The sequence below is a fragment of the Pseudomonas sp. TE12234 genome (assembly GCF_054061835.1).
In genome coordinates this window covers 43,758-67,247 of sequence record NZ_JBSSEP010000007.1, presented here as the reverse complement: position 1 = coordinate 67,247, position 23,490 = coordinate 43,758, and the positions used below count along the sequence as shown (strand labels likewise).

The 23,490-nt window shown below is 59.1% G+C and carries 21 protein-coding genes and 4 tRNA genes; 12 read left to right on the top strand and 13 right to left on the bottom strand.

What is annotated here, in order from left to right; all coding sequences use genetic code 11:
- Positions 1–124: 124 nt before the first annotated feature.
- Both ACVWYU_RS13145 and ACVWYU_RS13140 read left to right on the top strand, forming a co-directional pair.
- The gene (locus tag ACVWYU_RS13145) at positions 125–1,276 is read left to right on the top strand and encodes a TDT family transporter (protein WP_457372862.1); all 1,152 of its coding nucleotides are present in this window, start codon (positions 125–127) and stop codon (positions 1,274–1,276) included.
- Between the two features lie 94 nt (positions 1,277–1,370).
- Positions 1,371–3,245 (top strand): MFS transporter, encoded by a 1,875-nt coding sequence (locus ACVWYU_RS13140; protein WP_457372861.1) that lies wholly within the window; start codon positions 1,371–1,373, stop codon positions 3,243–3,245.
- A gap of 123 nt (positions 3,246–3,368) precedes the next feature.
- Here ACVWYU_RS13140 and sugE read toward each other — a convergent pair whose 3' ends face one another.
- The 3 genes from sugE to rdgC form a co-directional block, all read right to left on the bottom strand.
- Positions 3,369–3,683 (bottom strand): quaternary ammonium compound efflux SMR transporter SugE, encoded by a 315-nt coding sequence (gene sugE / locus ACVWYU_RS13135; RefSeq protein ID WP_090324109.1) that lies wholly within the window; start codon positions 3,681–3,683, stop codon positions 3,369–3,371.
- Positions 3,684–3,802: 119 nt separating this feature from the next.
- Positions 3,803–4,768, bottom strand: coding sequence for a bile acid:sodium symporter family protein (locus tag ACVWYU_RS13130; RefSeq protein WP_457372860.1), 966 nt, complete (start codon positions 4,766–4,768; stop codon positions 3,803–3,805).
- 137 nt (positions 4,769–4,905) lie between these two features.
- Complete coding sequence (gene rdgC, locus ACVWYU_RS13125) at positions 4,906–5,826, bottom strand: recombination-associated protein RdgC (RefSeq protein WP_008060875.1); 921 nt, start codon at positions 5,824–5,826, stop codon at positions 4,906–4,908.
- A gap of 160 nt (positions 5,827–5,986) precedes the next feature.
- Between rdgC and ACVWYU_RS13120 the strand changes: the two genes are divergently transcribed.
- The 4 genes from ACVWYU_RS13120 (at position 5,987) to ACVWYU_RS13105 (ending at position 6,525) form a co-directional block, all read left to right on the top strand.
- Positions 5,987–6,062, top strand: a tRNA-Val gene (locus tag ACVWYU_RS13120).
- 19 nt (positions 6,063–6,081) lie between these two features.
- Positions 6,082–6,158: transfer RNA gene (locus tag ACVWYU_RS13115), tRNA-Asp, on the top strand.
- A 199-nt stretch (positions 6,159–6,357) separates the two neighbouring features.
- A tRNA-Val gene (locus tag ACVWYU_RS13110) sits at positions 6,358–6,433 on the top strand.
- A 15-nt stretch (positions 6,434–6,448) separates the two neighbouring features.
- Positions 6,449–6,525: transfer RNA gene (locus ACVWYU_RS13105), tRNA-Asp, on the top strand.
- A gap of 220 nt (positions 6,526–6,745) precedes the next feature.
- Here ACVWYU_RS13105 and ACVWYU_RS13100 read toward each other — a convergent pair.
- Together ACVWYU_RS13100 and ACVWYU_RS13095 are read right to left on the bottom strand one after the other, a co-directional pair.
- Complete coding sequence (locus ACVWYU_RS13100; RefSeq protein ID WP_457372859.1) at positions 6,746–7,882, bottom strand: catalase family protein; 1,137 nt, start codon at positions 7,880–7,882, stop codon at positions 6,746–6,748.
- Between the two features lie 28 nt (positions 7,883–7,910).
- Positions 7,911–9,713 (bottom strand): di-heme-cytochrome C peroxidase, encoded by a 1,803-nt coding sequence (locus tag ACVWYU_RS13095; RefSeq protein WP_457372858.1) that lies wholly within the window; start codon positions 9,711–9,713, stop codon positions 7,911–7,913.
- A gap of 268 nt (positions 9,714–9,981) precedes the next feature.
- On the opposite strand from ACVWYU_RS13095, the gene ACVWYU_RS13090 reads away from it, so the two are divergent.
- The 5 genes from ACVWYU_RS13090 (at position 9,982) to ACVWYU_RS13070 (ending at position 12,675) form a co-directional block, all read left to right on the top strand.
- Positions 9,982–10,695 (top strand): FKBP-type peptidyl-prolyl cis-trans isomerase, encoded by a 714-nt coding sequence (locus ACVWYU_RS13090; protein WP_090324103.1) that lies wholly within the window; start codon positions 9,982–9,984, stop codon positions 10,693–10,695.
- A 292-nt stretch (positions 10,696–10,987) separates the two neighbouring features.
- Positions 10,988–11,443 carry a YkvA family protein gene (locus tag ACVWYU_RS13085; RefSeq protein ID WP_247257529.1) on the top strand — a complete coding sequence of 152 codons (456 nt, stop codon included), beginning with the start codon at positions 10,988–10,990 and terminating at the stop codon, positions 11,441–11,443.
- 114 nt (positions 11,444–11,557) lie between these two features.
- On the top strand, positions 11,558–11,899 hold the full coding sequence (locus tag ACVWYU_RS13080) for a helix-turn-helix domain-containing protein (protein WP_090324100.1): 342 nt from the start codon (positions 11,558–11,560) through the stop codon (positions 11,897–11,899).
- Positions 11,896–12,267, top strand: a complete 372-nt coding sequence (locus ACVWYU_RS13075) for a hypothetical protein (protein WP_003223109.1) — start codon at positions 11,896–11,898, stop codon at positions 12,265–12,267. The genes ACVWYU_RS13080 and ACVWYU_RS13075 overlap by 4 nt, the downstream gene beginning before the upstream one ends.
- Positions 12,268–12,675: an SEL1-like repeat protein gene (locus ACVWYU_RS13070; protein WP_390956891.1), complete on the top strand. Its 408-nt coding sequence runs from the start codon at positions 12,268–12,270 to the stop codon at positions 12,673–12,675.
- 124 nt (positions 12,676–12,799) lie between these two features.
- Here ACVWYU_RS13070 and ACVWYU_RS13065 read toward each other — a convergent pair whose 3' ends face one another.
- Entirely contained in the window at positions 12,800–14,590 is a 1,791-nt protein-coding gene (locus ACVWYU_RS13065) for a bifunctional diguanylate cyclase/phosphodiesterase (RefSeq protein WP_457372857.1), read from the bottom strand.
- A 132-nt stretch (positions 14,591–14,722) separates the two neighbouring features.
- On the bottom strand, positions 14,723–16,804 hold the full coding sequence (locus tag ACVWYU_RS13060; protein ID WP_390956889.1) for a carboxy terminal-processing peptidase: 2,082 nt from the start codon (positions 16,802–16,804) through the stop codon (positions 14,723–14,725).
- 138 nt (positions 16,805–16,942) lie between these two features.
- Here ACVWYU_RS13060 and ACVWYU_RS13055 point away from each other — a divergent pair, with 138 nt between their 5' ends.
- Complete coding sequence (locus ACVWYU_RS13055) at positions 16,943–17,905, top strand: NAD(P)H-quinone oxidoreductase (protein WP_390956888.1); 963 nt, start codon at positions 16,943–16,945, stop codon at positions 17,903–17,905.
- Positions 17,906–18,005: 100 nt separating this feature from the next.
- Here the strand turns inward: ACVWYU_RS13055 and ACVWYU_RS13050 are convergent, their stop codons facing one another.
- The 6 genes from ACVWYU_RS13050 to ACVWYU_RS13025 all read right to left on the bottom strand — a co-directional run bounded on the left by ACVWYU_RS13050 (position 18,006) and on the right by ACVWYU_RS13025 (position 23,356).
- Positions 18,006–18,659 carry an HAD family hydrolase gene (locus tag ACVWYU_RS13050; protein WP_457372856.1) on the bottom strand — a complete coding sequence of 218 codons (654 nt, stop codon included), beginning with the start codon at positions 18,657–18,659 and terminating at the stop codon, positions 18,006–18,008.
- A gap of 34 nt (positions 18,660–18,693) precedes the next feature.
- Positions 18,694–19,683, bottom strand: a complete 990-nt coding sequence (locus ACVWYU_RS13045) for an ABC transporter ATP-binding protein (protein WP_090324090.1) — start codon at positions 19,681–19,683, stop codon at positions 18,694–18,696.
- Positions 19,680–20,480, bottom strand: a complete 801-nt coding sequence (locus tag ACVWYU_RS13040) for an ABC transporter permease (RefSeq protein WP_090324088.1) — start codon at positions 20,478–20,480, stop codon at positions 19,680–19,682. The genes ACVWYU_RS13045 and ACVWYU_RS13040 overlap by 4 nt, the downstream gene beginning before the upstream one ends.
- Positions 20,467–21,303, bottom strand: a complete 837-nt coding sequence (locus tag ACVWYU_RS13035) for an ABC transporter permease (RefSeq protein WP_457372927.1) — start codon at positions 21,301–21,303, stop codon at positions 20,467–20,469. Before ACVWYU_RS13035 ends, ACVWYU_RS13040 begins: the two co-directional genes overlap by 14 nt.
- Positions 21,304–21,308: 5 nt before the next feature.
- Positions 21,309–22,115: an alkaline phosphatase family protein gene (locus ACVWYU_RS13030; RefSeq protein ID WP_457372855.1), complete on the bottom strand. Its 807-nt coding sequence runs from the start codon at positions 22,113–22,115 to the stop codon at positions 21,309–21,311.
- A gap of 176 nt (positions 22,116–22,291) precedes the next feature.
- Positions 22,292–23,356 carry an ABC transporter substrate-binding protein gene (locus ACVWYU_RS13025; protein WP_090324082.1) on the bottom strand — a complete coding sequence of 355 codons (1,065 nt, stop codon included), beginning with the start codon at positions 23,354–23,356 and terminating at the stop codon, positions 22,292–22,294.
- Positions 23,357–23,490 lie beyond the last annotated feature (134 nt).

The following is a 23,490-nucleotide window of genomic DNA, read 5'->3' as shown; positions in this document are numbered from 1 at the left end:
GCGGAAGGCAATGCCTGATTGCTTATCTGTAAAATAGATAACTCTTAGAGAAATTACCCGTTATATAGATATTCGATCCGGTTCTATGATGGATTCCACCTCACCCGAGGACAGGAGTTCAGACATGACATGCCCCAACACGATCAAGCCCGGTATCAAGCCGTTCAGCCACCTGCAGCACCCCCGCGAAGTCATTCGCCAGTTCACTCCGAACTGGTTTGCCGCCACCATGGGCACCGGAGTGCTGGCGTTGGCGCTGGCACAATTGCCCGTCGTCACTCCCGGTTTGCGCGCTATCGCCGAAGCGCTCTGGCTGTTTAACATCTTTCTGTTCGTGTTGTTCACCGCCCTGTACGCGGCGCGGTGGGTGCTGTTTTTCAATGAGGCCCGGCGGATTTTTGGTCACTCCACGGTTTCGATGTTTTTCGGCACGATCCCCATGGGCCTGGCGACCATCATCAACGGTTTTCTGGTGTTTGGCCTGCCGCGCTTTGGCGAAGGCATGATCCACGTGGCCGAAGTGTTGTGGTGGCTGGATGTGGCGATGTCGCTGGCGTGCGGCGTACTGATTCCCTACATGATGTTCACCCGCCAGGAACACAGCATCGACCAGATGACCGCGGTTTGGCTGTTGCCGGTGGTGGCGGCGGAAGTGGCGGCCGCCAGTGGTGGCCTGCTGGCGCCACACCTGGTCGATGCTCACTCGCAATTGGTGGTGCTGGTGACCAGCTACGTGCTTTGGGCTTTTTCCCTGCCCGTGGCGTTCAGCATTCTGACGATTCTGTTGCTGCGCATGGCGCTGCATAAACTGCCTCACGAAAACATGGCCGCTTCGAGTTGGCTGGCGCTCGGGCCGATTGGTACGGGGGCACTGGGCATGTTGCTGTTGGGTGCCGATGCGCCGGCCATCTTCGCCGCCAATGGGCTGCCGGGTATCGGTGAAATCGCTGCCGGGCTGGGGCTGGTCGCCGGGATCACGCTGTGGGGCTTTGGCCTGTGGTGGATGCTGATGGCCGTGCTGATCACTCTGCGTTATCTGCGCGGCGGCATTCCCTTCAATCTCGGCTGGTGGGGCTTCACCTTTCCGTTGGGCGTCTATTCCCTGGCAACGCTGAAACTGGCCAGCACCTTGCACCTGACGTTTTTCAGTGTATTCGGTTGTGTGCTGGTGAGTTTGCTGGCCGTGATGTGGCTGATCGTCGCCAAACGCACCGTGCAGGGTGCCTGGCGCGGTGAACTGTTTGTCTCGCCGTGCATTGCCGGATTGAAGAAATAACCGGCAAAGATTAGGTAATGTGTGGCCTGGATCGCCGTGCGACATTCCAATAAATGTATCCACGCCACTCACACCTGAATCAGGGACACGGAAGATGAGTCACCCCTCACAGTTCACCTTGCTGCGCACCCGACGTTTCCTGCCTTTTTTCGTGACACAGTCCCTCGGGGCATTCAACGATAACGTCTTCAAGCAGTCGTTGATCCTCGCCATCCTGTACAAGTTGACCATCGACGGTGATCGTTCGATCTGGGTCAACCTGTGTGCGCTGTTGTTCATCCTGCCGTTCTTTCTGTTTTCGGCCCTGGCCGGGCAGTTCGGCGAGAAGTTCGCCAAGGACGCGCTGATCCGCCTGATCAAGCTCGGCGAAATCGTCATCATGGCGATCGGCGCGGTGGGTTTCCTGTTCGATCATTTGTCGCTGATGCTGGTAGCACTATTTGCCATGGGTACGCATTCGGCGCTGTTCGGACCAGTGAAATACTCGATCCTGCCCCAGGCGCTGCATGAAGATGAACTGGTGGGTGGCAACGGTCTGGTGGAAATGGGCACTTTCCTGGCGATCCTGGCCGGGACCATCGGTGCCGGAATCATGATGTCGTCCAGTCACTATGCGCCCATCGTTTCCACGGCCATCGTCGGGATTGCCGTGCTGGGCTACCTGGCCAGCCGCGGCATTCCACGGGCCGCGGCGGCGTCGCCGCAGATGCGCCTGAACTGGAACATTTTCAGTCAGTCCTGGGCCACCTTGAAACTCGGCCTGGGGCAAACTCCGGCGGTGTCGCGCTCGATTGTCGGCAACTCGTGGTTCTGGTTTGTCGGGGCGATCTATCTGACGCAAATCCCGGCCTATGCCAAGGAATGGATGCACGGCGACGAGACCGTGGTGACCTTGATTCTGACGGTGTTCTCGGTGGGTATCGCACTGGGCTCGATGCTGTGTGAGAAATTGTCCGGACGCAAAGTCGAAATCGGCCTGGTGCCATTCGGTTCTTTCGGGTTGACCGTATTCGGCTTGTTGCTGTGGTGGCATTCCGGCGGGATTCCGGACAGCGTCGAAGGCCATGGCTGGGTCGAGACTCTCGGCTTTGGCCACACTTGGCTGGTCTTGATCGACATCCTGGGCCTGGGTGTTTTCGGCGGTTTCTACATCGTCCCGCTGTACGCACTGATCCAGTCGCGCACCGCCGAAAACGAGCGGGCGCGGGTCATTGCCGCCAACAACATTCTCAATGCGCTGTTCATGGTGGTGTCGGCGATTGTCTCGATCATCCTGCTGAGCATGGTCAAACTGTCGATCCCGCAACTGTTCCTGGTGGTGTCGCTGCTGAACATCGGCGTCAATGCCTACATTTTCAAAATCGTCCCCGAATTCACCATGCGTTTCATGATCTGGCTGCTCAGCCATTCGATGTACCGTGTGGAGCATCGCAATCTGGATTTGATACCCGACGAAGGCGCGGCGCTGCTGGTATGCAACCACGTGTCGTTCGTCGATGCCCTGTTGATTGGCGGTGCGGTGCGTCGGCCGATTCGCTTCGTGATGTATTACAAAATCTACAACCTGCCGGTGTTGAATTTTATCTTTCGCACGGCCGGGACGATTCCGATAGCGGGGCGCCAGGAAGACATCCAGATCTACGAAAAGGCCTTCACGCGCATTGCGCAGTATCTGAAGGAGGGTGAGCTGGTATGCATCTTCCCCGAGGGCAAATTGACCGCTGATGGCGAGATCAACGAGTTCAAGGGTGGACTGAAACGGATTCTCGAAGAGACGCCGGTGCCGGTGATTCCATTGGCATTGCAGGGGTTGTGGGGAAGTTTCTTCAGTCGCGATCCGAATAAAGGATTGTTTCGCCGATTGTGGTCGCGGGTGACATTGGTGGCCGGGCCTGCGGTGGCGGTCGAAGTGGCTGAGCCGGCCAGATTGCAGGCGTTGGTCGGGGAGTTGCGCGGGGCCGTTAGATAAAAGTTGTTCGTGCGTGCCTCATCGCGGGCAAGCCCGCTCCCACAAGGATTGGTGATGTGCCTGCTATGTTTGGCACAAAACAAACCCTGTGGGAGCGGGCTTGCCCGCGATGGCGTCAGAGGCTTATGCGCTGACCTTGAGCCCAACCAGTCCGGTGATGATCAACGCCACACTGGCCAGCCTCACCAGCGCCATGGACTCGCCAAACAGAATGATCCCGGCGATCACCGTGCCGACGGCACCGACACCGGTCCAGATCGCATAGGCCGTGCCCAGCGGCAGTTCCTTCATGGCAAGGCCCAACAGGCCAAGACTGACGCCCATGGCTGCAACGGTCAGTGCGGTGGGGAGAGGGCGACTGAAGCCGTCGGTGTATTTCAGGCCGACAGCCCAGCCGACTTCGAACAGGCCGGCGAAAAACAGAATGATCCAGGACATCGAAGACCTCCATCGATTGACGGGGTCGTCCCCAGATTAATGACTCGATTGAGCCGCGAGGTCGTCCTCGCGTTGCGCAATAGAGTGCCCAGCATTAACCCGGGGATCAAGTTTGCGGATTAATCGGCGGCTTGCCGAGCCGCCATTTCCCGATCTTGCTTCTCGCTCATGCGACGGAAATACGTCGAGAGCAACGCCCCGGAAATATTGTGCCAGACGCTGAACAGCGCACTGGGCACCGCCGCCAGGGGCGAGAAATGCGCGCTGGCCAGGGCTGCGCCCAATCCCGAGTTCTGCATGCCGACCTCCAGCGCCAGGGATTTGCGCTGAGCCAAGGGCAGTTTGAACAAACGCCCGGTGAAGTAGCCCAGCAGGTAGCCGAAGCTGTTGTGCAACATGACCACGGCCATGATCAACAGGCCGGACTCGGCAATCTTCGCCTGGCTGGCGGCCACCACCGCCGTGACAATGATCACGATGCTGACCACCGACACCAGTGGCAGTACCTCGACCGCGTGACGAACCCGATTGCCGAGCAGGCGCTGGGCTACGACGCCGAGCACGATCGGCAGCAGCACCACTTGCAGGATCGACCAGAACAGCTCCATGAAGGACACCGGCAACCAGGCCGAGGCCAGCAACCAGATCAGGGCCGGAGTCAGCAGCGGGGCGAGGAGGGTGGTGACGGCGGCAATGGCCACCGACAGCGCCAGATCGCCGCGTGCCAGCCAGGTCATCACGTTCGACGAGGTGCCGCTTGGGCAGCAGCCGACGAGGATCACGCCAACGGCGATTTCGGGCGGTAGATGAAACGCCTGGCAGAGCAACCACGCCACACCGGGCATGATCACGAAATGTGCGACCACGCCCAGGGCCACGCGCCATGGATGGCGAGCCACTTCGGCGAAGTCTTCGAGCTTGAGGGTCAGGCCCATGCCGAACATCACCAGCCCCAGCAGCGGCACGATGGCGCCCTTGAGGCCGATGAACCACGTCGGTTGCAGAAATGCCACGACGGCGAAAATCAGTACCCAGTAAGCGAAGGAGTTGCCGACAAAACGACTTAAAGCAGCCAGTGCGCGCATGACCTGATCCTTTTTATTAAGTAGCAGCACAAGACCCCTGTAGGAGCGAGCCTGCTCGCGATGGAGTGTCAGACAAAAAGGGGGGACTGACACTCCATCGCATGCAAGCTTGCTCCTGCATTAGAGATCACAAGGCTTCAGATCCCCTGCGGAGTCTCTTCTCCGCCCAATGCCTCGACCAGCGCCGGCAGGAAGTCGCCAAAGGTGAGCATCATCAGGGTAAAGCTGGCATCCAGTTGGCCGAGGGCTTCGTCGCCACCGTCCTGTTCCGCCTGGTCTTGCAGCAGATCCTCGAACTTCAGGCGCTTGACCACCATCTTGTCGTCGAGGACGAAGGACAGTTTGTCCTGCCAGGCCAGCGACAACTGAGTGACCACCTTGCCGGTGCTCAAGTGCAGCTGGATTTCTTCGCTGGTCAGGTCCTGACGCTTGCAACGCACGATGCCGCCGTCTTCGTGGGTGTCGCGCAGTTCGCACTCGTCCAGCACAAAGAAATCGTCCGCGGCTTTCTGGGTGGTGACCCACTCGGTCATGGTCGCGGTCGGAGACATTTTTACCGTCAGCGGGCGCACCGGCAGGGTACCGATCACTTCACGCAGGGTGGACAGCAGGTCCTCGGCGCGTTTCGGGCTGGCCGAGTTCACCAGGATCAGGCCTTGCTTCGGCGCGATGGCGGCGAAGGTCGACGAGCGACGGATGAAGGCGCGCGGCAGGAACGCCTGGATGATTTCATCCTTGATCTGATCGCGTTCTTTCTTATAGACCTTGCGCATTTGCTCGGCTTCGATCTCTTCGACCTTTTCCTTGACCGCATCACGCACTACGCTGCCAGGCAGAATTCGTTCTTCCTTGCGGGCGCTGATCAGCAGGAAGTCACCACTGACGTGCACCAGCGGTGCATCTTCGCCCTTGCCGAACGGCGCGACGAAACCGTAGGTGGTCAACTCCTGGCTTGCACATGGACGCGCCAGTTTGGTGGCCAGTGCAGTTTCCAACGCCTCGGCATCAACAGGCAGATCTTGGGTCAGGCGATAGATAAGCAGGTTCTTGAACCACATGGGGTGAGTCTCTCCTTTATACAAAGGGGGGCATTATTGACTTCGCGGTGCCATAGGCCAACCCTTCTCTAAGCCTTTGGAAGGCATGAAAAAATTAATTAAAAAAGTGCTTGCCAGAGGTGGGGTCGCTCCGTAGAATGCGCGCCACACCGAACGTGAAGGGTGATTAGCTCAGCTGGGAGAGCGTCTGCCTTACAAGCAGAATGTCGGCGGTTCGATCCCGTCATCACCCACCATTCGCATTCAGTGTTACGCGCAGCGGTAGTTCAGTCGGTTAGAATACCGGCCTGTCACGCCGGGGGTCGCGGGTTCGAGTCCCGTCCGCTGCGCCATATTCGGTAACCTGGAACACTGAACGCCAGGTCACCACGGAAAAGCCCGCTGAAGCGGGTTTTTTTCTGCCCCAAGTTTGTATGTTGTTCCTGCGGGTTGCATCGTTTCACCGGTTTTTAGATTTTTTTGAAAAAAACTTCAATTAAATCAACACTTTATAAAAACCTGTGGCATAATGTGTCCCGCAACGAAGGTAAAGGGTGATTAGCTCAGCTGGGAGAGCGTCTGCCTTACAAGCAGAATGTCGGCGGTTCGATCCCGTCATCACCCACCACTTTCAACGCTACGCGCAGCGGTAGTTCAGTCGGTTAGAATACCGGCCTGTCACGCCGGGGGTCGCGGGTTCGAGTCCCGTCCGCTGCGCCATATTCGGTAACCTGGAACACTGAACGCCAGGTCACCACAGAAAGCCCGCTCAATGCGGGCTTTTTGCTGTCTGGAATTTGGCTATTCCTGCAGCGAGTCGGTCCTTCCATGGTAAGAGCGAACGTGCTCCGGGCGCCGTTCCGACGATGGTCGTCAAGGATAGCGCTGCAAATCCGCCCCTCCGTGGTGTTCTCGGTTTTTTTCGCGAGCTGGCTCGCTCCTACTGTTCGGCGTTGCGGGAGTGTCGGTAATCGCTGACGGCTTCGTAAACGGCTTTGCGCAACCGGTTGATGCCGCCGATAGGGCGATGAGCCTCGAGTCCAAACCACGGGTTGAACGACAGGTTATCGCATTGCAGGTTCAGCGCAGGCGTATCGAAGTCCTGGGCGGGCACCTTGATTCGTGCCACGGTCTGGAAGGGCGCATCGTTCTCGCTCCACTCTATGCTGGTGTCTTCGATCGGCATGTACTTGTTGGCGTCCTGGCGCTGGATCTGCAAGACGAAACACGCAGGTACCCGATCGGTCGACAGCTGCTGATTCAGCGCATTGCGCAGGAAGTTCGGCAATTTCCGGTTTTGCGCCGGCAAGTTGTAGGGCGGGCAGCTTTGCGGGTCGGGCATCACACGAAACTTGGCGTTGGCTTCACCGAATTTGTACGGAGAAACTGAAAAGTAGCTGGTCTGGGTCGGACTGGGCGGCGCGGGTGACAAGGTCGCCAATGCAATGAACAGGTGACGAACCTGCCAGGTGCGCGGATCCCAGCCTGGAAAAAAGGCCATGATTTTTTTGCCATCTGCCTGCGCGGCAACGTTCTGACGATACTCGGCGACATTACTGACGAAAAAGTTCGGGTGGCTGAACATCACGAAGTCTTGTTCGCTTCGCTGCGTTTGATCGCTCAGCAGTTGTTTGCCCGGCACGTCGAGTAGCTTGATCGCCATGCCCCGGGCATCGCGGATGCTGTCGAACTGTGGATAGGCATTGCCGTTGGACAGGCGCATCGTCGCTTGCCAGGTTTTGCCAGGCTCGTTGAACACGCCCTGACGCAAGTCGCTCGCCAGGTCTGGCAGCACCTGGACTTCAGCCTGTACGCATCCGTGGGCCTTGGCATGGGCGTCGCGCAGATAGCGGGTGCTTTCACGGTGTTGGTCGACGATGCGCACGGCCGTCTGAATGATGTCCTGAGTCATCGCTGCTTCACCGTCCGGAATCTGCTCTTGCGCCGATACCGGACCGCCGTGTTGCCAGGCGAACCACGCCGAGGCCAAGGCCCAGGCAAGCAACCCAAGGCCCAATAGCCAGAGCAGAGTCTTGCCGAGAAAAGCGGCCAGGCGCAGCCAGAGGGTCATGAGCATGGGAAATTCCTTTTGCAAATGGCGAGGGTCATGGCAATTGCGACTCCAGCGGGCCGCCCAACACCTTCAGATACTCCAGCAGCGCCCAGCGCTCCTGTGGTTGCAGCAGACGTCCGATCACGCCGTTGCCCAGTTTGCCGGCACGGAACTCGTGACCGCTGTTGTGGTTGCCGGTGATGCGCGTGTCGAACAGAAAGGCATTGGTAAAGGCTTCGGTGCGATAGCCCAGGTGCTTCGGGTCGTACTCGAACGTGCCTTTGTAGAAGGTGGTTGAGCGTTCATCCTGAGGCGAGAGCAATTGATAAAGGCTTGGCACCGAGCCGTTGTGCAGGAACGGCGGTGTCGCCCACACGCCCGCCAACGGACGGGCCTTGTAGGCGCGTAACTCGCGCACACCGATCGGCAAGCCGAACCCGTCCATTTCAGGCCGTTCGGCGGGTGTGATGCCCGCCTCGCGATAGGCCCGGTTCGCCACAAACGCCGTGACATAGGCCAGCCCTTTGGCCACCGACATCTGGCTCAGATCAAGGGGGTGCGTGGGTTTGGGTTCGACATCCAGTTGACCGAGCTCCGCCGGATTCCATTGCAGTGCCGTCAAGTCGTAGCGGTGATCGGCGATATTGTTGGCCGCGCCGGGGTCGGTGCCGATGTATTCCACGGGGAGCATTTTCAGGTGTTGGACGTATCGTCCTTCGCCTTGGGTCGTCCGCGGTACGTGACAGCCTGCGCAGTTTTCGCTGAACAGTGCGCGACCCTTTGCCGCCAAGGATTTGTCGATGGGCCCCAGCAGTTCTTCGGGCCAGGCAGGCGGAGCGAGCCGTTGCAGGGTTGCTTCGATCAGATGGAGATCGCGCACCCGGACGCTGGAGGGGTAACGATCGTCGCCCTTGAAGGGCTGGCCATCGCGGTCGAAGAAATTCAGCGTGGCGCCGACACCCAGGGCTTCACCGATATTGCGCGCCATGGGCTGCTGCGCCGAGCCGTTCCACTGCACCCAGTCGAAGGTCCACATGTCCCACAACTGCGGGTAGTCCACCGGGGCATTGGCCACGCGATAATTGTCGGGAGAAATGGCATCGCCGAAGCTGGCGTTGGCGATACGACCGAAGGCATCGGTACGCCCGGGCCCTTCCTCAGTCGGGTAGAGCCCGCGATGGGTATCGTTCCAGGCCACTTTCAGAAAGGTATCGAGCGAAGCCTTGAATTCGTTGCGCAGTTGCTGGCGCCGGGAGTCGTAATCCCCGGCCAGTACCTGGCGTGCGAAACGTTCGAATTTCCAGGGGTTGTAATAAGTTGCGGCCAGGCTCGCTACCAAGGCTTGTCCGAAACTGCCACCTCGCAGTGTAGGAACGCTGGAGGGCAACACATGCTGTGCCGAACCGCCATCGATGCGCACGGCTTGACCGTTGAAACGCAGTTCTCCGGTATGGCAGGCGGCACAGGTAATATCCAGAAACGTATCCGCACTCCCGGGATTTTGGTGCCGGGCAAAGCCCACCGGAAGATTTCCAGGGTTGTTCGGGGTGGGTTTCTGGCTGGGGTCGATCAGAAAGCCGAAGCGTGCGAGGTATTCAGGGGAAGAGAATCGTTGTTGCGAAAAGGGCAATTCAAGGGCCGTGAACCAGTCGTAGTGCAGGCCCTTGACCTGCGTACCCTGAGGCGTGAAGTAGTATGTCTGGCGGTCGGCATCGTCCCATTGGTCGAGATAATGCACCTGTTGTGCGGGTGACCAGAGCGGTAGCTTGGGGTTGGCAACGTAGTACAGAACCACGGCCAGAGCCACTCCCAGCAGGATTGCGATCGCCATGAGCAAGCGGAATAAGAGGCGCAAGATGAACATCCCTGTCGATTAATATTTCGTTATGCCTTAGCCTCAGATCAGCGGCAAGTGGCCATTACGCCAGAGATTGTGGGATACGGGATCTGTCTCGGTATGAGTCGGATGACAGATGTTTCATCATCTACACTGCGAAAAGCGTTTAAACACCTGAACTTATCCGAAATTTCCGGCTCTCATGCCGGTAGCCATTGGTCGTGGCCGCCTGATAAGCTCGCGGCTTTACTCGATTGCCCTTTAGGCGCATGAACAAGGAAATAGCATGAAACAGCATCGGTTGGCGGCGGCGGTGGCCCTGGTTAGCCTGGTACTTGCGGGTTGCGACTCGCAGACCAGCGTAGAGCTGAAAACCCCGGCGCAAAAAGCTTCCTACGGAATTGGCCTGAACATGGGCAAAAGTCTGGCTCAGGAAGGCATGGATGACCTGGACTCCAAAGCCGTAGCCCAGGGCATCGAAGATGCCGTCGGCAAGAAAGAACAGAAACTCAAAGATGAAGAGCTGGTTGAAGCCTTCGCCGCGCTGCAAAAGCGTGCCGAAGAGCGTATGGCCAAGATGAGCGAAGAGTCGGCAGCCGCTGGCAAGAAATTCCTCGAAGAAAACGCCAAGAAAGCTGGCGTAGTGACCACCGCTTCGGGCTTGCAGTACGAAGTGATCAAGAAAGCCGATGGCGCTCAGCCAAAGCCGACTGATGTAGTGACCGTCCACTACACCGGCAAGCTGACCAATGGCACCGTTTTCGACAGCTCCGTCGAGCGCGGCAGTCCGATTGATCTGCCGGTTAGCGGTGTGATTCCGGGTTGGGTCGAAGGCCTGCAACTGATGCACGTAGGCGAGAAGTACAAGTTGTACATTCCTAGCGAGCTGGCTTACGGCGCGCAAAGCCCAAGCCCGGCGATCCCGGCCAATTCGGTGCTGGTGTTCGACCTGGAACTGCTGGCGATCAAGGATCCGGCAAAAGAAGACGCTGCCAAGTAATCAGCGTCTGCTCTTAGAACAACGCCTCGCTTTTGCGGGGCGTTGTTGCATCTGGTGTCTGGTGCGGGTAAACAAAGCGAACAGATGCTGCAGGCTGGAGTCATAGCCATTGTAGGTGTGGTGCTAACCGCGCCAGAGCGCCAAGTCAATGAAATCTTGGGTTTTTTTAGATGGGCAAAAAACGCCCGATCTGAGTTCGGCCCTTGTGCAGCGGGGCTTTCAGCCTTGAAAAGTCGCTCTGTTCACAAGGTTATCCACAATTTGTGTGGATAACATTTACATGGGAGGAATGATGAAAGCGCCCTGGAATTTTGCTCGTTTCCTGCCTCTGGCTGGACGACTGCTCGCTCGCGGACGTTTGCCAACGCTGTTGTTTGCAGTGGCCAGCAAAGGTGCCAGCCAAGGCAATCGCCTGGGCAAGTTCAAGGATGATCTGCGCCTGTTGCAGGCACTTTGCCTGGCCTACTGGCGCGGTGAGTATCGGGCCATCAGCCCCAAGGCGCTGGTCTCGGTCGTGGCGGGCCTGATGTATTTCCTCAGTCCGGTGGATGCGATTCCGGATTTCATTCCGGTATTCGGCATGCTGGACGACATTGCGGTCCTGGCCTGGTTGATGAAAGTCTTCGATGACGAACTCAACGCGTTTCGCGTCTGGCGCCAACGCCAGATGCCAGAGAAGCTCGCAGTGGTCGAGCGCCTGCCCGATACCCTTGAGCAACTCCAGCTTCAGGGACCGAAAAAACCCTGATCTGTTCCCATCTTGCCCGCAGATAGATGCCCCCCGCGACCTTAGCCGCTGTTAGGATTACACTTCTAGGGAAAAGTGCCGACTCGCTAAGTGTTTTTGTCCTACGGGGTAGTCATGGATATTCAGATAATTACACGCGAAGGCGAGCCCGAATATGCGGTTCTGCCATGGGCTCAGTATCAGGCTCTACTGAAAGCAGCAGGCATCAACGAAGCACCGTCGCGTCCGGCCGCAGCGCCGCTTGCGACACCCCAGGACCCGATTCTTCCAGGTCTTGATCAACTACGCAGTTTGCGCGAAGGGAAGGGCATCGCCATCGAGGCGCTGGCCCGCACGGTAGGCATCAGCCCGTCTTATCTGGCCATGATCGAAAGTGGTGAACGTCTGCCCGACGCTGCCATTCGCCGAAGCCTGGCCTGGGAATTGACGGTGCCAGGGTGGAGGGATGAATCGTGAGCGTACGCATCAGTCGTCAACATTGGGACGGGTTGCTGGGCGAGCTGGATCAGGCTCGCCGTCAGCGTCATCTACTGACTTATCGGGCACTGCTGGAGCGTTTACAGCTTCCCACGCCCGCCATGCAAACCTTGACTGCCGCGCTTGAGCATCTGGCGGCGCTGGACGCCAAGGCAGAACAGCCGCTGCGCAGTTCGCTGGTGATCAGCCAGGGCGCCAGCCGTCTGCCTCGCACCGGCTTCTTTGAATGTGTCGAGCGCCTCGGGCGATTCTCCGGACCATCCGATGGCGTCGCCGCCGCATCCTGGCACGCCTCGGAAGTGGTGCGCGTGTTTGAGTACGAGTACCCCGAGTCGGCGGAGGCTTGAGTGTTTTTTCGACTCAAGGCGCAGGTCAGTTACTGGCTGGCACGCAGGCTTTTTCACTGGCAATGGTTCGTGCGACAGCCGCGTGGCTGGAGCTGGCTTGAAGGCCAGTTCGCCCGTATGGCTAACTTGGGCGATGTCGACGCTCAGAGCTTCTATGGCCACATCCTGACCTTTCGCGGTGTCGGTCTGGGCGCTCGCGAAGAGGGCCTTCGCCTGCTGCGCCTGGCGGCATTGGCCGGCGATGGCAAAGCGGCCTATCAGGTCGGGGTGATCAGCCTCGCCGGGACGCCGAGCAAGGCGCCGGATCCGACTGAAGCGGCACGCTTCTGGAGCATTGCAGCGAAGGCCGGGCATCCGTTGGCCGAGCTCAAGCTAAAAGAGCTGGCGGCTCGAGATGATGGGCTATAGCCCAGAATGGTGTTGTTCCGGCGGGTGCCATCGCGAGCAGGCTCGCTCCCACAATGGATCTGTTGAAGACGCACAATTCGTGTGACTCAGCATTCCCCTGTGGGACGCGATGGCCTCAGGCCATTCATCGATGCCCGGCCAGCAGCACATCCTCTTTCTCCGGCGCCGCCAGACTATCGATCACATGCACGCTGTATCCCTGCACATTCTTCGCATGGTGTTTGGCCTGGGACGCCATCTCGGCCAATTGACTGGCGTCGAGTTGATCGCAGGCCTGTGGATGCAAATGCACCACGCCGATGGACAGGGACAGCAAGGGAAACTCCTGGCGCACGCCCTGGCGATTGGGCGCGATGAAACAGCCGGCTTCGAGGTGTTCGCTGCGGTAGAAGCGTCGGCACTGGCTCTGGAAGTCATCCAGTAACTGGTTCAAACGTTTGCGCCAGTCTTCCGGGCCGAGCACCAGCAGGAAATCATCGCCGCCGATATGGCCGACGAAGTCGCGGGATGGGTCGACGCGGTCGTTCAGACATTGCGCCAGGCAGAGCAGGACTTCATCACCACGGCCGTAGCCATAGATGTCGTTGAAGGGTTTGAAGCTGTCGATGTCGACGTAGCAGATCACCGATTCCCGTTGCTGTTGCAGCAGCCGCGTCAGGCATTGCTGGATCGGCACGTTGCCTGGCAGCAGGGTCAGGGGATTGGCGTAGCGCGCTTGCTGGATCTTCAGTTCGGTAATCAGCTTGAGCACATCGATGACCCGGCCCAGGCCCAGATAACTGCCGTTGAGGGTGATGATGAAGTCTTCTTCGATACGTTGGCGGGCGCGACTGGTGATCAGGCGACTGACCTGCTGCAGCGACTGACTCATTTCGACGGCCAGGAAGTCATCGTTCATCAAGCGGCTGATGGGTTTGCGGGCGAACAGGTCGGTGGCAAACGGCTTGAGCAGGGCATCGGAAAGCGAATGCCGGTGGACGATGCCACACGGCTGGCCGTGCTCATCCAGCACCGCCAGCGAATTCAGATTGGCCTGGCGGCGGAAGGCTTCCAGTACCGTGGCAGTCGGCGTGTCACGCGCTACCGCCGGTTGCTCGTTGAGCAGGGCGCTGAGGTCGCTGCCTTCATCATTGAGCACCACAACGGCATTGTCCTGACGCGGCATCAGGGAGCGGGCATCCCGGGGCGGATGTTCTTGCGGTCGGCAGAGCAAATAGCCCTGAATCAGATCGACCCCCATTTCCGTCAGCACCGCGAGTTCTTCCGGCAATTCGATGCCTTCGGCGATCACCTGTGCCCGCGAGGCCTTGGCAATCTGCAGGATCGAGCCGACGAATTCGCGCTTGAGGGCATCCTGGTGTATGCCATCGATAAAGTGCCGGTCGATCTTCACATAGTCCGGTCGCAACTCGGACCACAGACGCAAACTCGAATAACCCGCACCCAAGTCATCCAGGGCAATGGAAAAACCCATCGCCCGATAGTGATGCAGGGCGGTTTGCAACAGCTGGAAGTCGTCGGTCGGAGTTTGCTCGGTAAGTTCGATCACCACCTGGCTCGGCGGGATGCCGAAATCCTCCAGCAGTTGCAGGGTGCGGCCGGGTTGGTGCGCGGCTTCGAGCAGGGATTCCGGGGACACGTTGAGGAACAGCTTGCCGGGCAGTTGGTGTTCGTTGAAGCGTCGACAGGCGCTTTCACGGCAAGCGATTTCGAGTTCGCTCAAGCGCCCGGCCTGGCGGGCGACGGCAAACAACGCAATAGGGGAGTGCAGCGGGCTGTTGGAGGGGCCGCGACTGAGGGCTTCATAGCCGAGAATCCGTCGTTCAGAAAGACAAATGATCGGTTGGAACAGGCTGTGCAAACCGCTTTGAGTCAGGATTGAACTCAACGCACTCAGCTGTTCTGTCGTGGTCATGGCGATCTCTGGCGATAAAAAAAGGACCGGGCGTGCTCTTGGTAAGAGAGCACGCCCAGTCCTCTATTTCACGACAGAATGATGACTGTTTGATGACGCTCCGGGGAGCGTCAGCATTAAATTGCCATCATCTTAGTGCTTGGCTACCGCGGTGTTGAGCTTGAGGTAGTCCAGCAGAATGCGCCCGGTCTCGCTCAGGTAGGCGTCGTCTTCTGGCTTGGTCTTGTCCGGCTCGGCCGCAATGGCGTCTTCGTCTTCTTTCTTCAGCTCTTTGAGTGGCTCTTCGCCCTTGGCCTTGCGACGAATGTTCTCCATGGCCAGTTGCTTGGCTTCGATATCGGCGTGTTGCGCACGACGGTCGGCTTCATTGAGGCTGACGGTTTTTTCTGCCATCAGTTTCTGCGCCAGGGCCAGCTTGTCGCGAATGAACACGAACTCCGCGTCCTTGGCCGTACGCACGTCATGCTCGGATTTGAGCTGGCTGATATACGGTTTGAACGGGTCGACCGCAGGCTTGATGGCCGCCTTGATGGTGTCCCACGGCATGGCTTCCGGCAGGGCGCTCTCGCCGATTTCCTTGGTGTCGATGATCGACGGGTAATCGATGTCCGGCAGTACACCCTGATGCTGGGTGCTCTGGCCGGAAACCCGGTAGAACTTGGCCAGGGTCAGCTTCAGTTCGCCATGGTTCAGCGGCTGGATGGTCTGCACGGTGCCTTTACCGAAGGTCTGGCCGCCGATGATCAACGCGCGGTGGTAGTCCTGCATGGCGCCGGCAAAAATCTCCGAGGCCGAGGCGGACAGGCGGTTGACCAGCAACGCCATCGGGCCCTTGTAGAACGCACCCGGATTTTCATCTTCCAGTACATCGACTCGTCCGTCGGCGTTGCGCACCAGCACGGTCGGACCTTTGTCGATGAACAGGCTGGTCAGCTCAGTGGCTTCCTGAAGGGAGCCGCCGCCGTTGTTGCGCAGGTCGATGACCACGCCGTCGACCTTGTCTTTCTGCAACTCGGTCAGCAGTTTCTTGACGTCGCGGGTGGTGCTCTTGTAATCCGGATCGCCGGCACGGAATGCCTTGAAGTCCAGGTAGAACGCCGGGATCTCGATGACACCGAGCTTGTAGTCCTTGCCATCCTGCTTCAGGTTGAGGACCGATTTTTTCACCGCCTGATCTTCAAGCTTCACCGCTTCGCGAGTGATCGGCACGATCTTGCTGGTCTGGTCGTTCGGCGCATTGCTGGCCGGAATCACTTCCAGGCGCACCACGGTGCCTTTCGGGCCGCGGATCAGCTTGACCACTTCGTCCAGGCGCCAGCCGACCACGTCGACCATCTCTTTATTGCCCTGGGCAACGCCGATGATCTTGTCGGCCGGTGCAACCTGCTTGGTCTTGTCCGCCGGACCTGCCGGCACCAGGCGCACGACTTTCACTTGATCGTTATCGCTCTGCAACACGGCGCCGATGCCCTCCAGGGACAGGCTCATGTTGATGTCGAAGTTTTCCGCGTTATCCGGCGACAGATAGTTGGTGTGCGGGTCGTAGGACATGGCGAAGGTGTTGATGTACGCCTGGAAGATGTCTTCCGCACGGGTCTGGTCCAGGCGCGCCAATTGGTTCTTGTAGCGCTTGGTCAGGGTTTCCTGGATTTGTTTGGAGTCCTTGCCGGCGATCTTCTGCCGCAACACTTCGTCCTTGACGCGCTTGCGCCACAGGTCGTCGAGTTCAGCGGTGGATTTGAGCCAAGGGGCGTCCTTGCGATCGACCAGCAAGGTTTCCTTGGTGGTGAAGTCCATCTTGTCGACGCCCTTGCCCAACTCTGCAAGGGCGAAGTCCAGACGCGATTTGACGCGGTCCAGATAGCGCTTGTAGATGGTAAACCCGGCGTTCAGGTCGCCGCTTTTGAGGAAGTCGTCGAACTGGGTCTTCCACTTGTCGAATTCGGCGATGTCGCTGGCCATGAAGTAGCTGCGCGACGGATCCAGCAGCTTGAGGTAGCTGTCGTAGATGATCACCGAGCGCGCGTCATCGAGCGGCGGCTTGCTGTAATGATGACGCTTGAGCAACTCCACGACGTTCAGACTGGCGATGACTTCGTCACGGTCAGGTTGAAGGTTGTCCCAGCTGTTGGCTGCGAAAGAACTGCTCGACATCGGCAACAGGCCGATACCGATGAATAGGGCGAGGGCGGTGCTGGGGAACAAACGCTTCATGTTGATTCGACGCGGGGACAATTGATAACGCATATTAGGCCGTCTTTGAAGTCGCCGGTTCCACAAGGGCCGGTCGCATGATGCAAAAAGCCCGGCGCTACAGCTTCGGGCTCAGTCCAGACTCACTATGGAGGCACTGTGAAAGCATTGCAAGGCGTTGACGGTCAAGTGGAGTGGGTTGAAGAGCCAAGTCCGGCATGTGATGTCGGCCAAGTTCGGATCCGAGTGGCGGCAGCAGGTCTCAATCGTGCCGATTTGTTGCAGAAAGCAGGTTTGTATCCGCCGCCGCCGGGGGCCAGCCAGGTGCTCGGTCTAGAGTGTTCGGGGGTGATCAGCGAGGTCGGGCCGGGCTCGTCCTGGCAATTGGGGGATCGGGTCTGCGCCTTGCTGGCCGGGGGCGGGATGGCCGAAGAGGTGGTTGTCGACGGACGGCATGTGTTGCCGGTTCCCGACGGAATGTCATTGGTCGAAGCCGCCGCGTTGCCGGAAGTGTATGCGACCGTTTGGTTGAACTTGTTTCAACTTGCAGCGCTCAAGCCAGGTGAAAAAGTTCTGCTGCACGCCGGCGCCAGTGGAATTGGTTCAGCTGCCATTCAGTTGTGCAAGGCGTTTGGTAACCCGTGCTGGGTCAGCGTGGGGTCTGCCGAGCGTCTGGCGTATTGCGAAGCGCTCGGAGCCCAGGGTGGCGTGGTGCGCACCACCGACCTGGAGAGCTTGAGCGACCTGGGACCGTTCAATGTCATCCTCGACCCGGTGGGCGGTAATTATTCGGCGTTGAACCTCAAGCTGCTGGCGCAGGACGGACGCTGGGTGCTGATTGGCCTGATGGGTGGCCGCGAGGCGAAGCTGGACCTGGCTCAAGTACTGGCCAAGCGCGTGCAGTTGCTGGGGTCGACCCTGCGCAGCCGCGACGAGCAGTTCAAGGCCGATCTTTTCAGTGATCTGAGCCAGCATGTGTGGCCGCTGTTTGCCGAAGGGCGGTTGAGCCCGCAATTGGCCAGGACCTTTGCGATCAAGGACGCCGAAGCGGCGTTCGCGGAGCTGGCGAGCAACAAGGTAGCGGGGAAGGTGGTATTGGTGATCGACGAAAGCTTGAGCTGAATCCCGAGGGAGCGTGGCTTGCCCGCGATGAACGATGACGCGGTTTGACAGCTAAACCGCGTCGCCTGAATCGCGAGCAAGCTCCCACAGGGGATCGTTGTTATTTCCAGAGGTGGATCGGCCAGCCTGCTTTCTCGGCGTGCCCAAGGAGCACCGGATCCGGATTGACCACATGCGGGAAATCCACCTTCAACAGCAACGGCAAATCGTTGCGTGAGTCGGAGTAGAAACTCGCCCCTTCCAGGTTTTCCTCTTCCGCATCCAGCCACTCCAGCAGCCGGGTGATCTTGCCTTCGCGGTAGGTCAGAGTGCCCACGGTTTGGCCGGTGTAGACACCGTGAGCCACTTCCAGCTCGATGCCGAGAATCTCGTCGATGCCCAGGCGTTCGGCAATCGGTCGCACCAGGTGCGTGCCCGAGGCGGAGATCACCAGAATGCGATCGCCGAGCTTGCGGTGCTCGGCAATGGCGCGGGTGGCGCCGCTGAAGATGATCGGTTCGATGATCTCCTCCACCCATGGACTGACCAAGTGCTCGATCTCTTCCGGCGTGCGCCCGATCAACGGTTCGAGACTGAAGGCCATGTAGTCTTCCATGGCCAGGTGGCCCCGGCCGTAGGCGTCCATCAATTCCCTGTCGCGGCGCAGGAAGGATTCGCCGTCGACCCAGTTGAGACGGGCCATTTGCTCGCTCCACAGCGAGGCGCAATCGCCGTGGATCAGGGTTTCGTCCAGATCAAAAATTGCCAGGGCCATCAGTGCAGTTCTCTCTTCAACATCAACAAGGGCATCAGGCTACCTCACACAGCGCCGTCGGATCGATGGAAAGCGCGAGGCGCTGACCATCGGGGTGCAGATCGGACGTCGAGCGGTTGAGCACATCCACCACCAACTCCACGCCGCGTGCTTCGATGCGGTAACGGATCACGTTGCCCAACAGACTGTGGCTGCGCACCTGCGCGTCCAGCTCGCCGTCGAGACTCAGCTCGATGGCCTCCGGGCGAATGGCGATGCGATGGCTGATCGGCCGCTGCAGCAGCTTCGAGGCGGCGTCGGCGTCCAGCAGATTGTAGTTGCCGATGAAACCGGCGGCGAACACATCCACTGGCGCCGTGTACAGGGTCTCGGCGTCACCGCTTTGTACGATTTTTCCCTGATTCATCAGGAAAATGCGGTCAGACATGGTCAGCGCTTCTTCCTGATCGTGGGTGACGAAGATCGTGGTCAGGCCCAGTTCGCGCTGGATCTGACGGATCTGTTCGCGCAAGTGTTTACGAATTCGCGCGTCAAGCGCCGACAGCGGTTCATCCAGCAGCAACAGGCGTGGTCGCGTGACGAGCGAGCGGGCGAGGGCCACGCGCTGGCATTGGCCGCCAGACAGTTGATGCGGGTAGCGCGAGGCAAAGTCGTTCAACTCGACCAGTTTCAGCACTTCGGCAACGCGCTTGTGGCTGTCGTCGGCGTTGACCTTTTGCATGCGCAGACCGAAGGCGACGTTCTGCTCCACGGTCATGTTGGGGAACAAGGCGTAGCTCTGGAACACCATGCCGATTCCGCGTTTTTGCGGGCTCAAAGGGACGATATCAACACCATCGAGCAGGATCTTGCCACCATCTACCGAGGTCAGGCCGGCGATGCAGCGCAGCAGCGTCGACTTGCCGCAACCGGACGGGCCGAGCAGGGTGACGAACTCGCCTTTCTGGATTTCGCAGTTGATGTCGCTGAACACCGTGGTGCCCGCGTAATTCTTTTGAAGATGTTGGACGCTGACATAGCTCATTCGCTTTTGTCCTTGTTCAAGATATTGGCCGCCCAGGTCAGAACCAGCACAAAGAAGAAGTAGGAGATCACCAGCGCACTGGTGAAGTGGCCGCTGCTGTTTCGCATGTTGTTGAGGTAGACCTGCAGGGTTTCGTAACGGGTGCCGACGAGGATGTTGGCGAACACGAACTCACCGAACAGGAACGAGAACGACAGCAGCAACGCCACCATCAAGCCCTTGCGCAGGTTCGGCAGCACCACCAGGAACGCCGCTTGAAAGGTGCTGGCGCCGAGCAGTTGCGCGGCGTCCATCAGGTCGCGCAGGTTGATCGCTTGCAGGTTGTTGGTGATCGCCCGATACATGAACGGTAACGCGACGGTGAAGTAGCAACCGATCAGAATCCAGGGCGTGCCGACCATCGCAAACGGTCCGGAACCGTAGAGCTGCAACAAACCCACCGAGGACACCACGGGCGGTACGGCGAACGGCAGCAGGATCAGGATGTTCATCAGCGCGTCGAGTTTCGGGAAGTGGTAATGCACCACGAACAGCAGCGGCAGAATCAGCACCACCGAGAGAATCAGCGCGCCGATGCAGACCAGCAGCGATTGGCCGAAGGCACTGAGAAACCGTGGATCGCTCCACAGCTGCGCATACCATTTGATACTGAAACCGCTGGGCAGAATCGTGGCCGACCAACTGCTGGAAATCGAATAGATAAACGTACCGAGCAACGGTAACAACAGGATCGCAAACAGCAGGTACACCACCACCCGATGGTAAATGCCCACGGGGCCCAATTCAGCGCGAGACATGGTAGCTCCTCTTCAACAGCAGCTGATGCACGATGGTCACCAGGGTCATCAAGGCCACCAGCACCACGGCCAGGGCACTGGCCAGGTTCGGATCGAGGGAGATGTCCCCCGAGACCATCGCCGCGATACGGATCGGCAGCACGTTGAAGTTGCCGGTGGTCAGGGCGTACACCGTGGCGTAGGCGCCGAGGGCGTTGGCCAGCAGAATCACGAAGGTGCCGAGCAGTGCCGGTGTCAGTACCGGCAAACCGATGTGGCGCCAGAACTGCCAGCCGTTCGCCCCGAGCAGTTCCGCGGACTCGCGCCAGTCTTCGCGCAGGGCGTCGAAAGCGGGGTAGAGCAGCAGTACGCCGAGGGGAATCTGGAAGTAGGTGTAGAGAATGATCAGCCCGGTTTTCGAGTACAGGTTGAAATCCTGAATGATCCCCGCCTGCTTGAGCATGATGGTGAAGCTGCCGTTGAAGCCCAGCAGGATGATGAACGCAAAGGCCAGGGGCACGCCGGCAAAGTTGCTGGTCATGTTGGCGAACGCGTTGACGAAGTTGCGCAGTTTCGAGTCGACCCGCCGCAGCGAATACGCGCCGAGCACGGCGATGATGATCCCGAATACGCTGGACCAGAAACTGATCTCGAGGCTGTACTGGATCGCCTGCAGGTAGAACTTCGAGTTGAAGATTTTGCTGAAGTTGGCCAGGCCCCAGCCGAACTCTTCCGAATCCAGGCTGTTGATCATCACCCATGCCAGCGGGGCGATTTCGAACACGATAAAGAACAGTGCGAAGGGCACCAGGCACAAGGCTGCCAGCCATTTGCCGCGAGTCATGGCATTCACTTGAGCAACTCCCGGCACACGGGTTTGTCATGGGGCACGCCCAGCAGCTCGCAGACCGTGCCGCAAATGTCCGTCTGTTTCGGTGCCGCGTCGGCATTGAAACTGAAGGCATCGCCGAGCACGAACAGCGGTACTTCGCGTTCTTCTGGCAACAGGCCGTTATGGGAACGGTCGTTGTTCATGCCGTGATCCGCCGTCACCAGTACCTGGTAACCGGCGTCGAGCCAGCCTTGCAGGTAGTCGGCGATGATGATGTCGGCCGAACGGGCGCTGTTGCGGTACTGCGGGGTGTCGAGACCGTGCTTGTGCCCGGCATCGTCGATGTTCATGGGGTGGATCAACAGAAAATTCGGCGCATGGCGCAAGCGCAGGTTTTCCGCGTCGGCGAACAGGTGCGAGTCGGGGTAGTGATCGTTCCAGTAGAAGTGGCCGTACTGGATAGGCAGATCCGGGTCGTCGGTATGGCGATCCCGGGCAGGCACGAACGGTGAACGGTTGTACAGCTCGCTGACCCAGTGATAGGCCGCCGCGGCGGTCTTCAGGCCGGCATCCCTGGCGTAGTGGTAGATGCTGCGCTGGCTGGACAGGCGCGAGACGTTGTTGTGCACGATGCCGCTGTCGATCGGCGTGACACCGGTCAGGATGCATTCGTAGAGCGGTCGGGACAGGGCCGGCAGCTCGCACTCCAGTTTGTAGAGCGCTGCGCGTCCTGCGCCGACATAAGCCTGCAGGTGCCCCATGGCGTGCCGGGCAACCTCGTAGCTGAGGCCGTCGAGCACGACAAGGATGACGTTGTGCTTCATAGGGGCAATGACTCCGTGAAACGGGAATTCGGAACTCACTCGGTCCACTGTGGGAGCGAGCCTGATCGCGAAGGCGCCCTGCCAGTCAACAAGTGTGCTGAATGCAAGTGCGCTATCGCGAGCAGGCTCGCTCCCATAGGGATTTCCATTGGCCCGTCAATTGGCGGGGTACAGCATCACTTCATTTCGACAATGACTTCTTCGTTCCACTTCTGCGGCAGTGCCTTGGAAGTCTTCTCCCACGCATCCGCGTCCTTGATCGGCGTGACGTTCTTGTACTGCTCGTTAGGCAGCAGCTTGGCCTTCACGTCATCCGGCAGTTTCACGTGTTCGGCGCGGATCGGACGGGCGTTGCCGCGCGCCAGGTTGGTTTGGCCGGCATCGCTGAAGATGTACTCGCGGGTCAGCTTGGCGGCGTTCGGGTTCTTGGCGTATTTGTTGATGATGGTGGTGTAGCCGGAAATCACCGAGCCATCGGACGGGATCAGCACCACGTAGTCATCCGGATTGGCCATCTTGGCTTTGTAGCTAAGGCCGTTGAAATCCCAGACCACGCCGACTTCGATTTCGCCTTTTTCCATGGTGGCGATGGTCGGGTTAGCCATCGACAGGCGGCCCTGTTTGGCGATATCGGCAAACATCAGCAAGGCAGGTTGCAGGTTTTTCTCGTCACCACCATTGGCCAGTGCGGCTGCCAGTACGCCGTTGGCGGCCTGGGCGGCGGTGCTCACGTCACCGATGGAAACCTTGTATTTGCCGTCCTTGAGGTCGGACCACTTGGTCGGTACATCGGAACCGTGCAGCAACTTCTTGTTGACGATAAAGGCGATGGAACCGGTGTAGGCCAGTGCCCAGTTGCCGTCCTTGTCCTTGGCCCAGTCAGGCACTTGGTCCCAGGTCGAAGGTTTGTACGGTTGCACCACGCCTTGCTTGACCGCGATCGGGCCGAAGGCGGCACCGACGTCGCCGATGTCGGCGCTGGCATTGTCTTTTTCGGCGGCGAACTTGGCGATTTCCTGCGCCGAGCTCATGTCGGTGTCGATGTGCTTGAGGCCATAAGTCTTGGCCAGGTCGTCCCAGGTGCCTTTCCAGTTAGCCCAGTCATCGGGCATGCCGACGCTATTGACTGCGCCTTCCGCTTTCGCAGCGGCTTCCAGGGTTTTCAAATCATCAGCCGCCATGGCGGCGGTGCACATGGCAATGGTCGAGCCTAACAGTGATGCCAGGAAAAGCTGTTTCATTCCGAAGCTCCTATGGGCGTTTTCAACGCTGCGATTGCGGTTGTGTTGGTCTAGGTCAGCAATACCTGAGCCAATTTAAGGGGACTCGATGACACTTTGATGTCGTTCGTCGCCCGACAAGACTTTTATGTGGC

Coding starts and splice junctions, on each gene's coding strand:
- ACVWYU_RS13140 (WP_457372861.1), top strand. CDS start 1,371: ATGAGTCACCCCTCACAGTTCACCTTGCTGCGCACCCGACGTTTCCTG.
- ACVWYU_RS13065 (WP_457372857.1), bottom strand. CDS start 14,590: ATGACCACGACAGAACAGCTGAGTGCGTTGAGTTCAATCCTGACTCAA.
- ACVWYU_RS13085 (WP_247257529.1), top strand. CDS start 10,988: ATGAAAGCGCCCTGGAATTTTGCTCGTTTCCTGCCTCTGGCTGGACGA.
- ACVWYU_RS13060 (WP_390956889.1), bottom strand. CDS start 16,804: ATGAAGCGTTTGTTCCCCAGCACCGCCCTCGCCCTATTCATCGGTATC.
- ACVWYU_RS13090 (WP_090324103.1), top strand. CDS start 9,982: ATGAAACAGCATCGGTTGGCGGCGGCGGTGGCCCTGGTTAGCCTGGTA.
- ACVWYU_RS13035 (WP_457372927.1), bottom strand. CDS start 21,303: ATGACTCGCGGCAAATGGCTGGCAGCCTTGTGCCTGGTGCCCTTCGCA.
- ACVWYU_RS13130 (WP_457372860.1), bottom strand. CDS start 4,768: ATGCGCGCACTGGCTGCTTTAAGTCGTTTTGTCGGCAACTCCTTCGCT.
- ACVWYU_RS13025 (WP_090324082.1), bottom strand. CDS start 23,356: ATGAAACAGCTTTTCCTGGCATCACTGTTAGGCTCGACCATTGCCATG.
- ACVWYU_RS13040 (WP_090324088.1), bottom strand. CDS start 20,480: ATGTCTCGCGCTGAATTGGGCCCCGTGGGCATTTACCATCGGGTGGTG.
- rdgC (WP_008060875.1), bottom strand. CDS start 5,826: ATGTGGTTCAAGAACCTGCTTATCTATCGCCTGACCCAAGATCTGCCT.
- ACVWYU_RS13050 (WP_457372856.1), bottom strand. CDS start 18,659: ATGGCCCTGGCAATTTTTGATCTGGACGAAACCCTGATCCACGGCGAT.
- ACVWYU_RS13100 (WP_457372859.1), bottom strand. CDS start 7,882: ATGCTCATGACCCTCTGGCTGCGCCTGGCCGCTTTTCTCGGCAAGACT.
- ACVWYU_RS13030 (WP_457372855.1), bottom strand. CDS start 22,115: ATGAAGCACAACGTCATCCTTGTCGTGCTCGACGGCCTCAGCTACGAG.
- sugE (WP_090324109.1), bottom strand. CDS start 3,683: ATGTCCTGGATCATTCTGTTTTTCGCCGGCCTGTTCGAAGTCGGCTGG.
- ACVWYU_RS13045 (WP_090324090.1), bottom strand. CDS start 19,683: ATGAGCTATGTCAGCGTCCAACATCTTCAAAAGAATTACGCGGGCACC.
- ACVWYU_RS13080 (WP_090324100.1), top strand. CDS start 11,558: ATGGATATTCAGATAATTACACGCGAAGGCGAGCCCGAATATGCGGTT.
- ACVWYU_RS13145 (WP_457372862.1), top strand. CDS start 125: ATGACATGCCCCAACACGATCAAGCCCGGTATCAAGCCGTTCAGCCAC.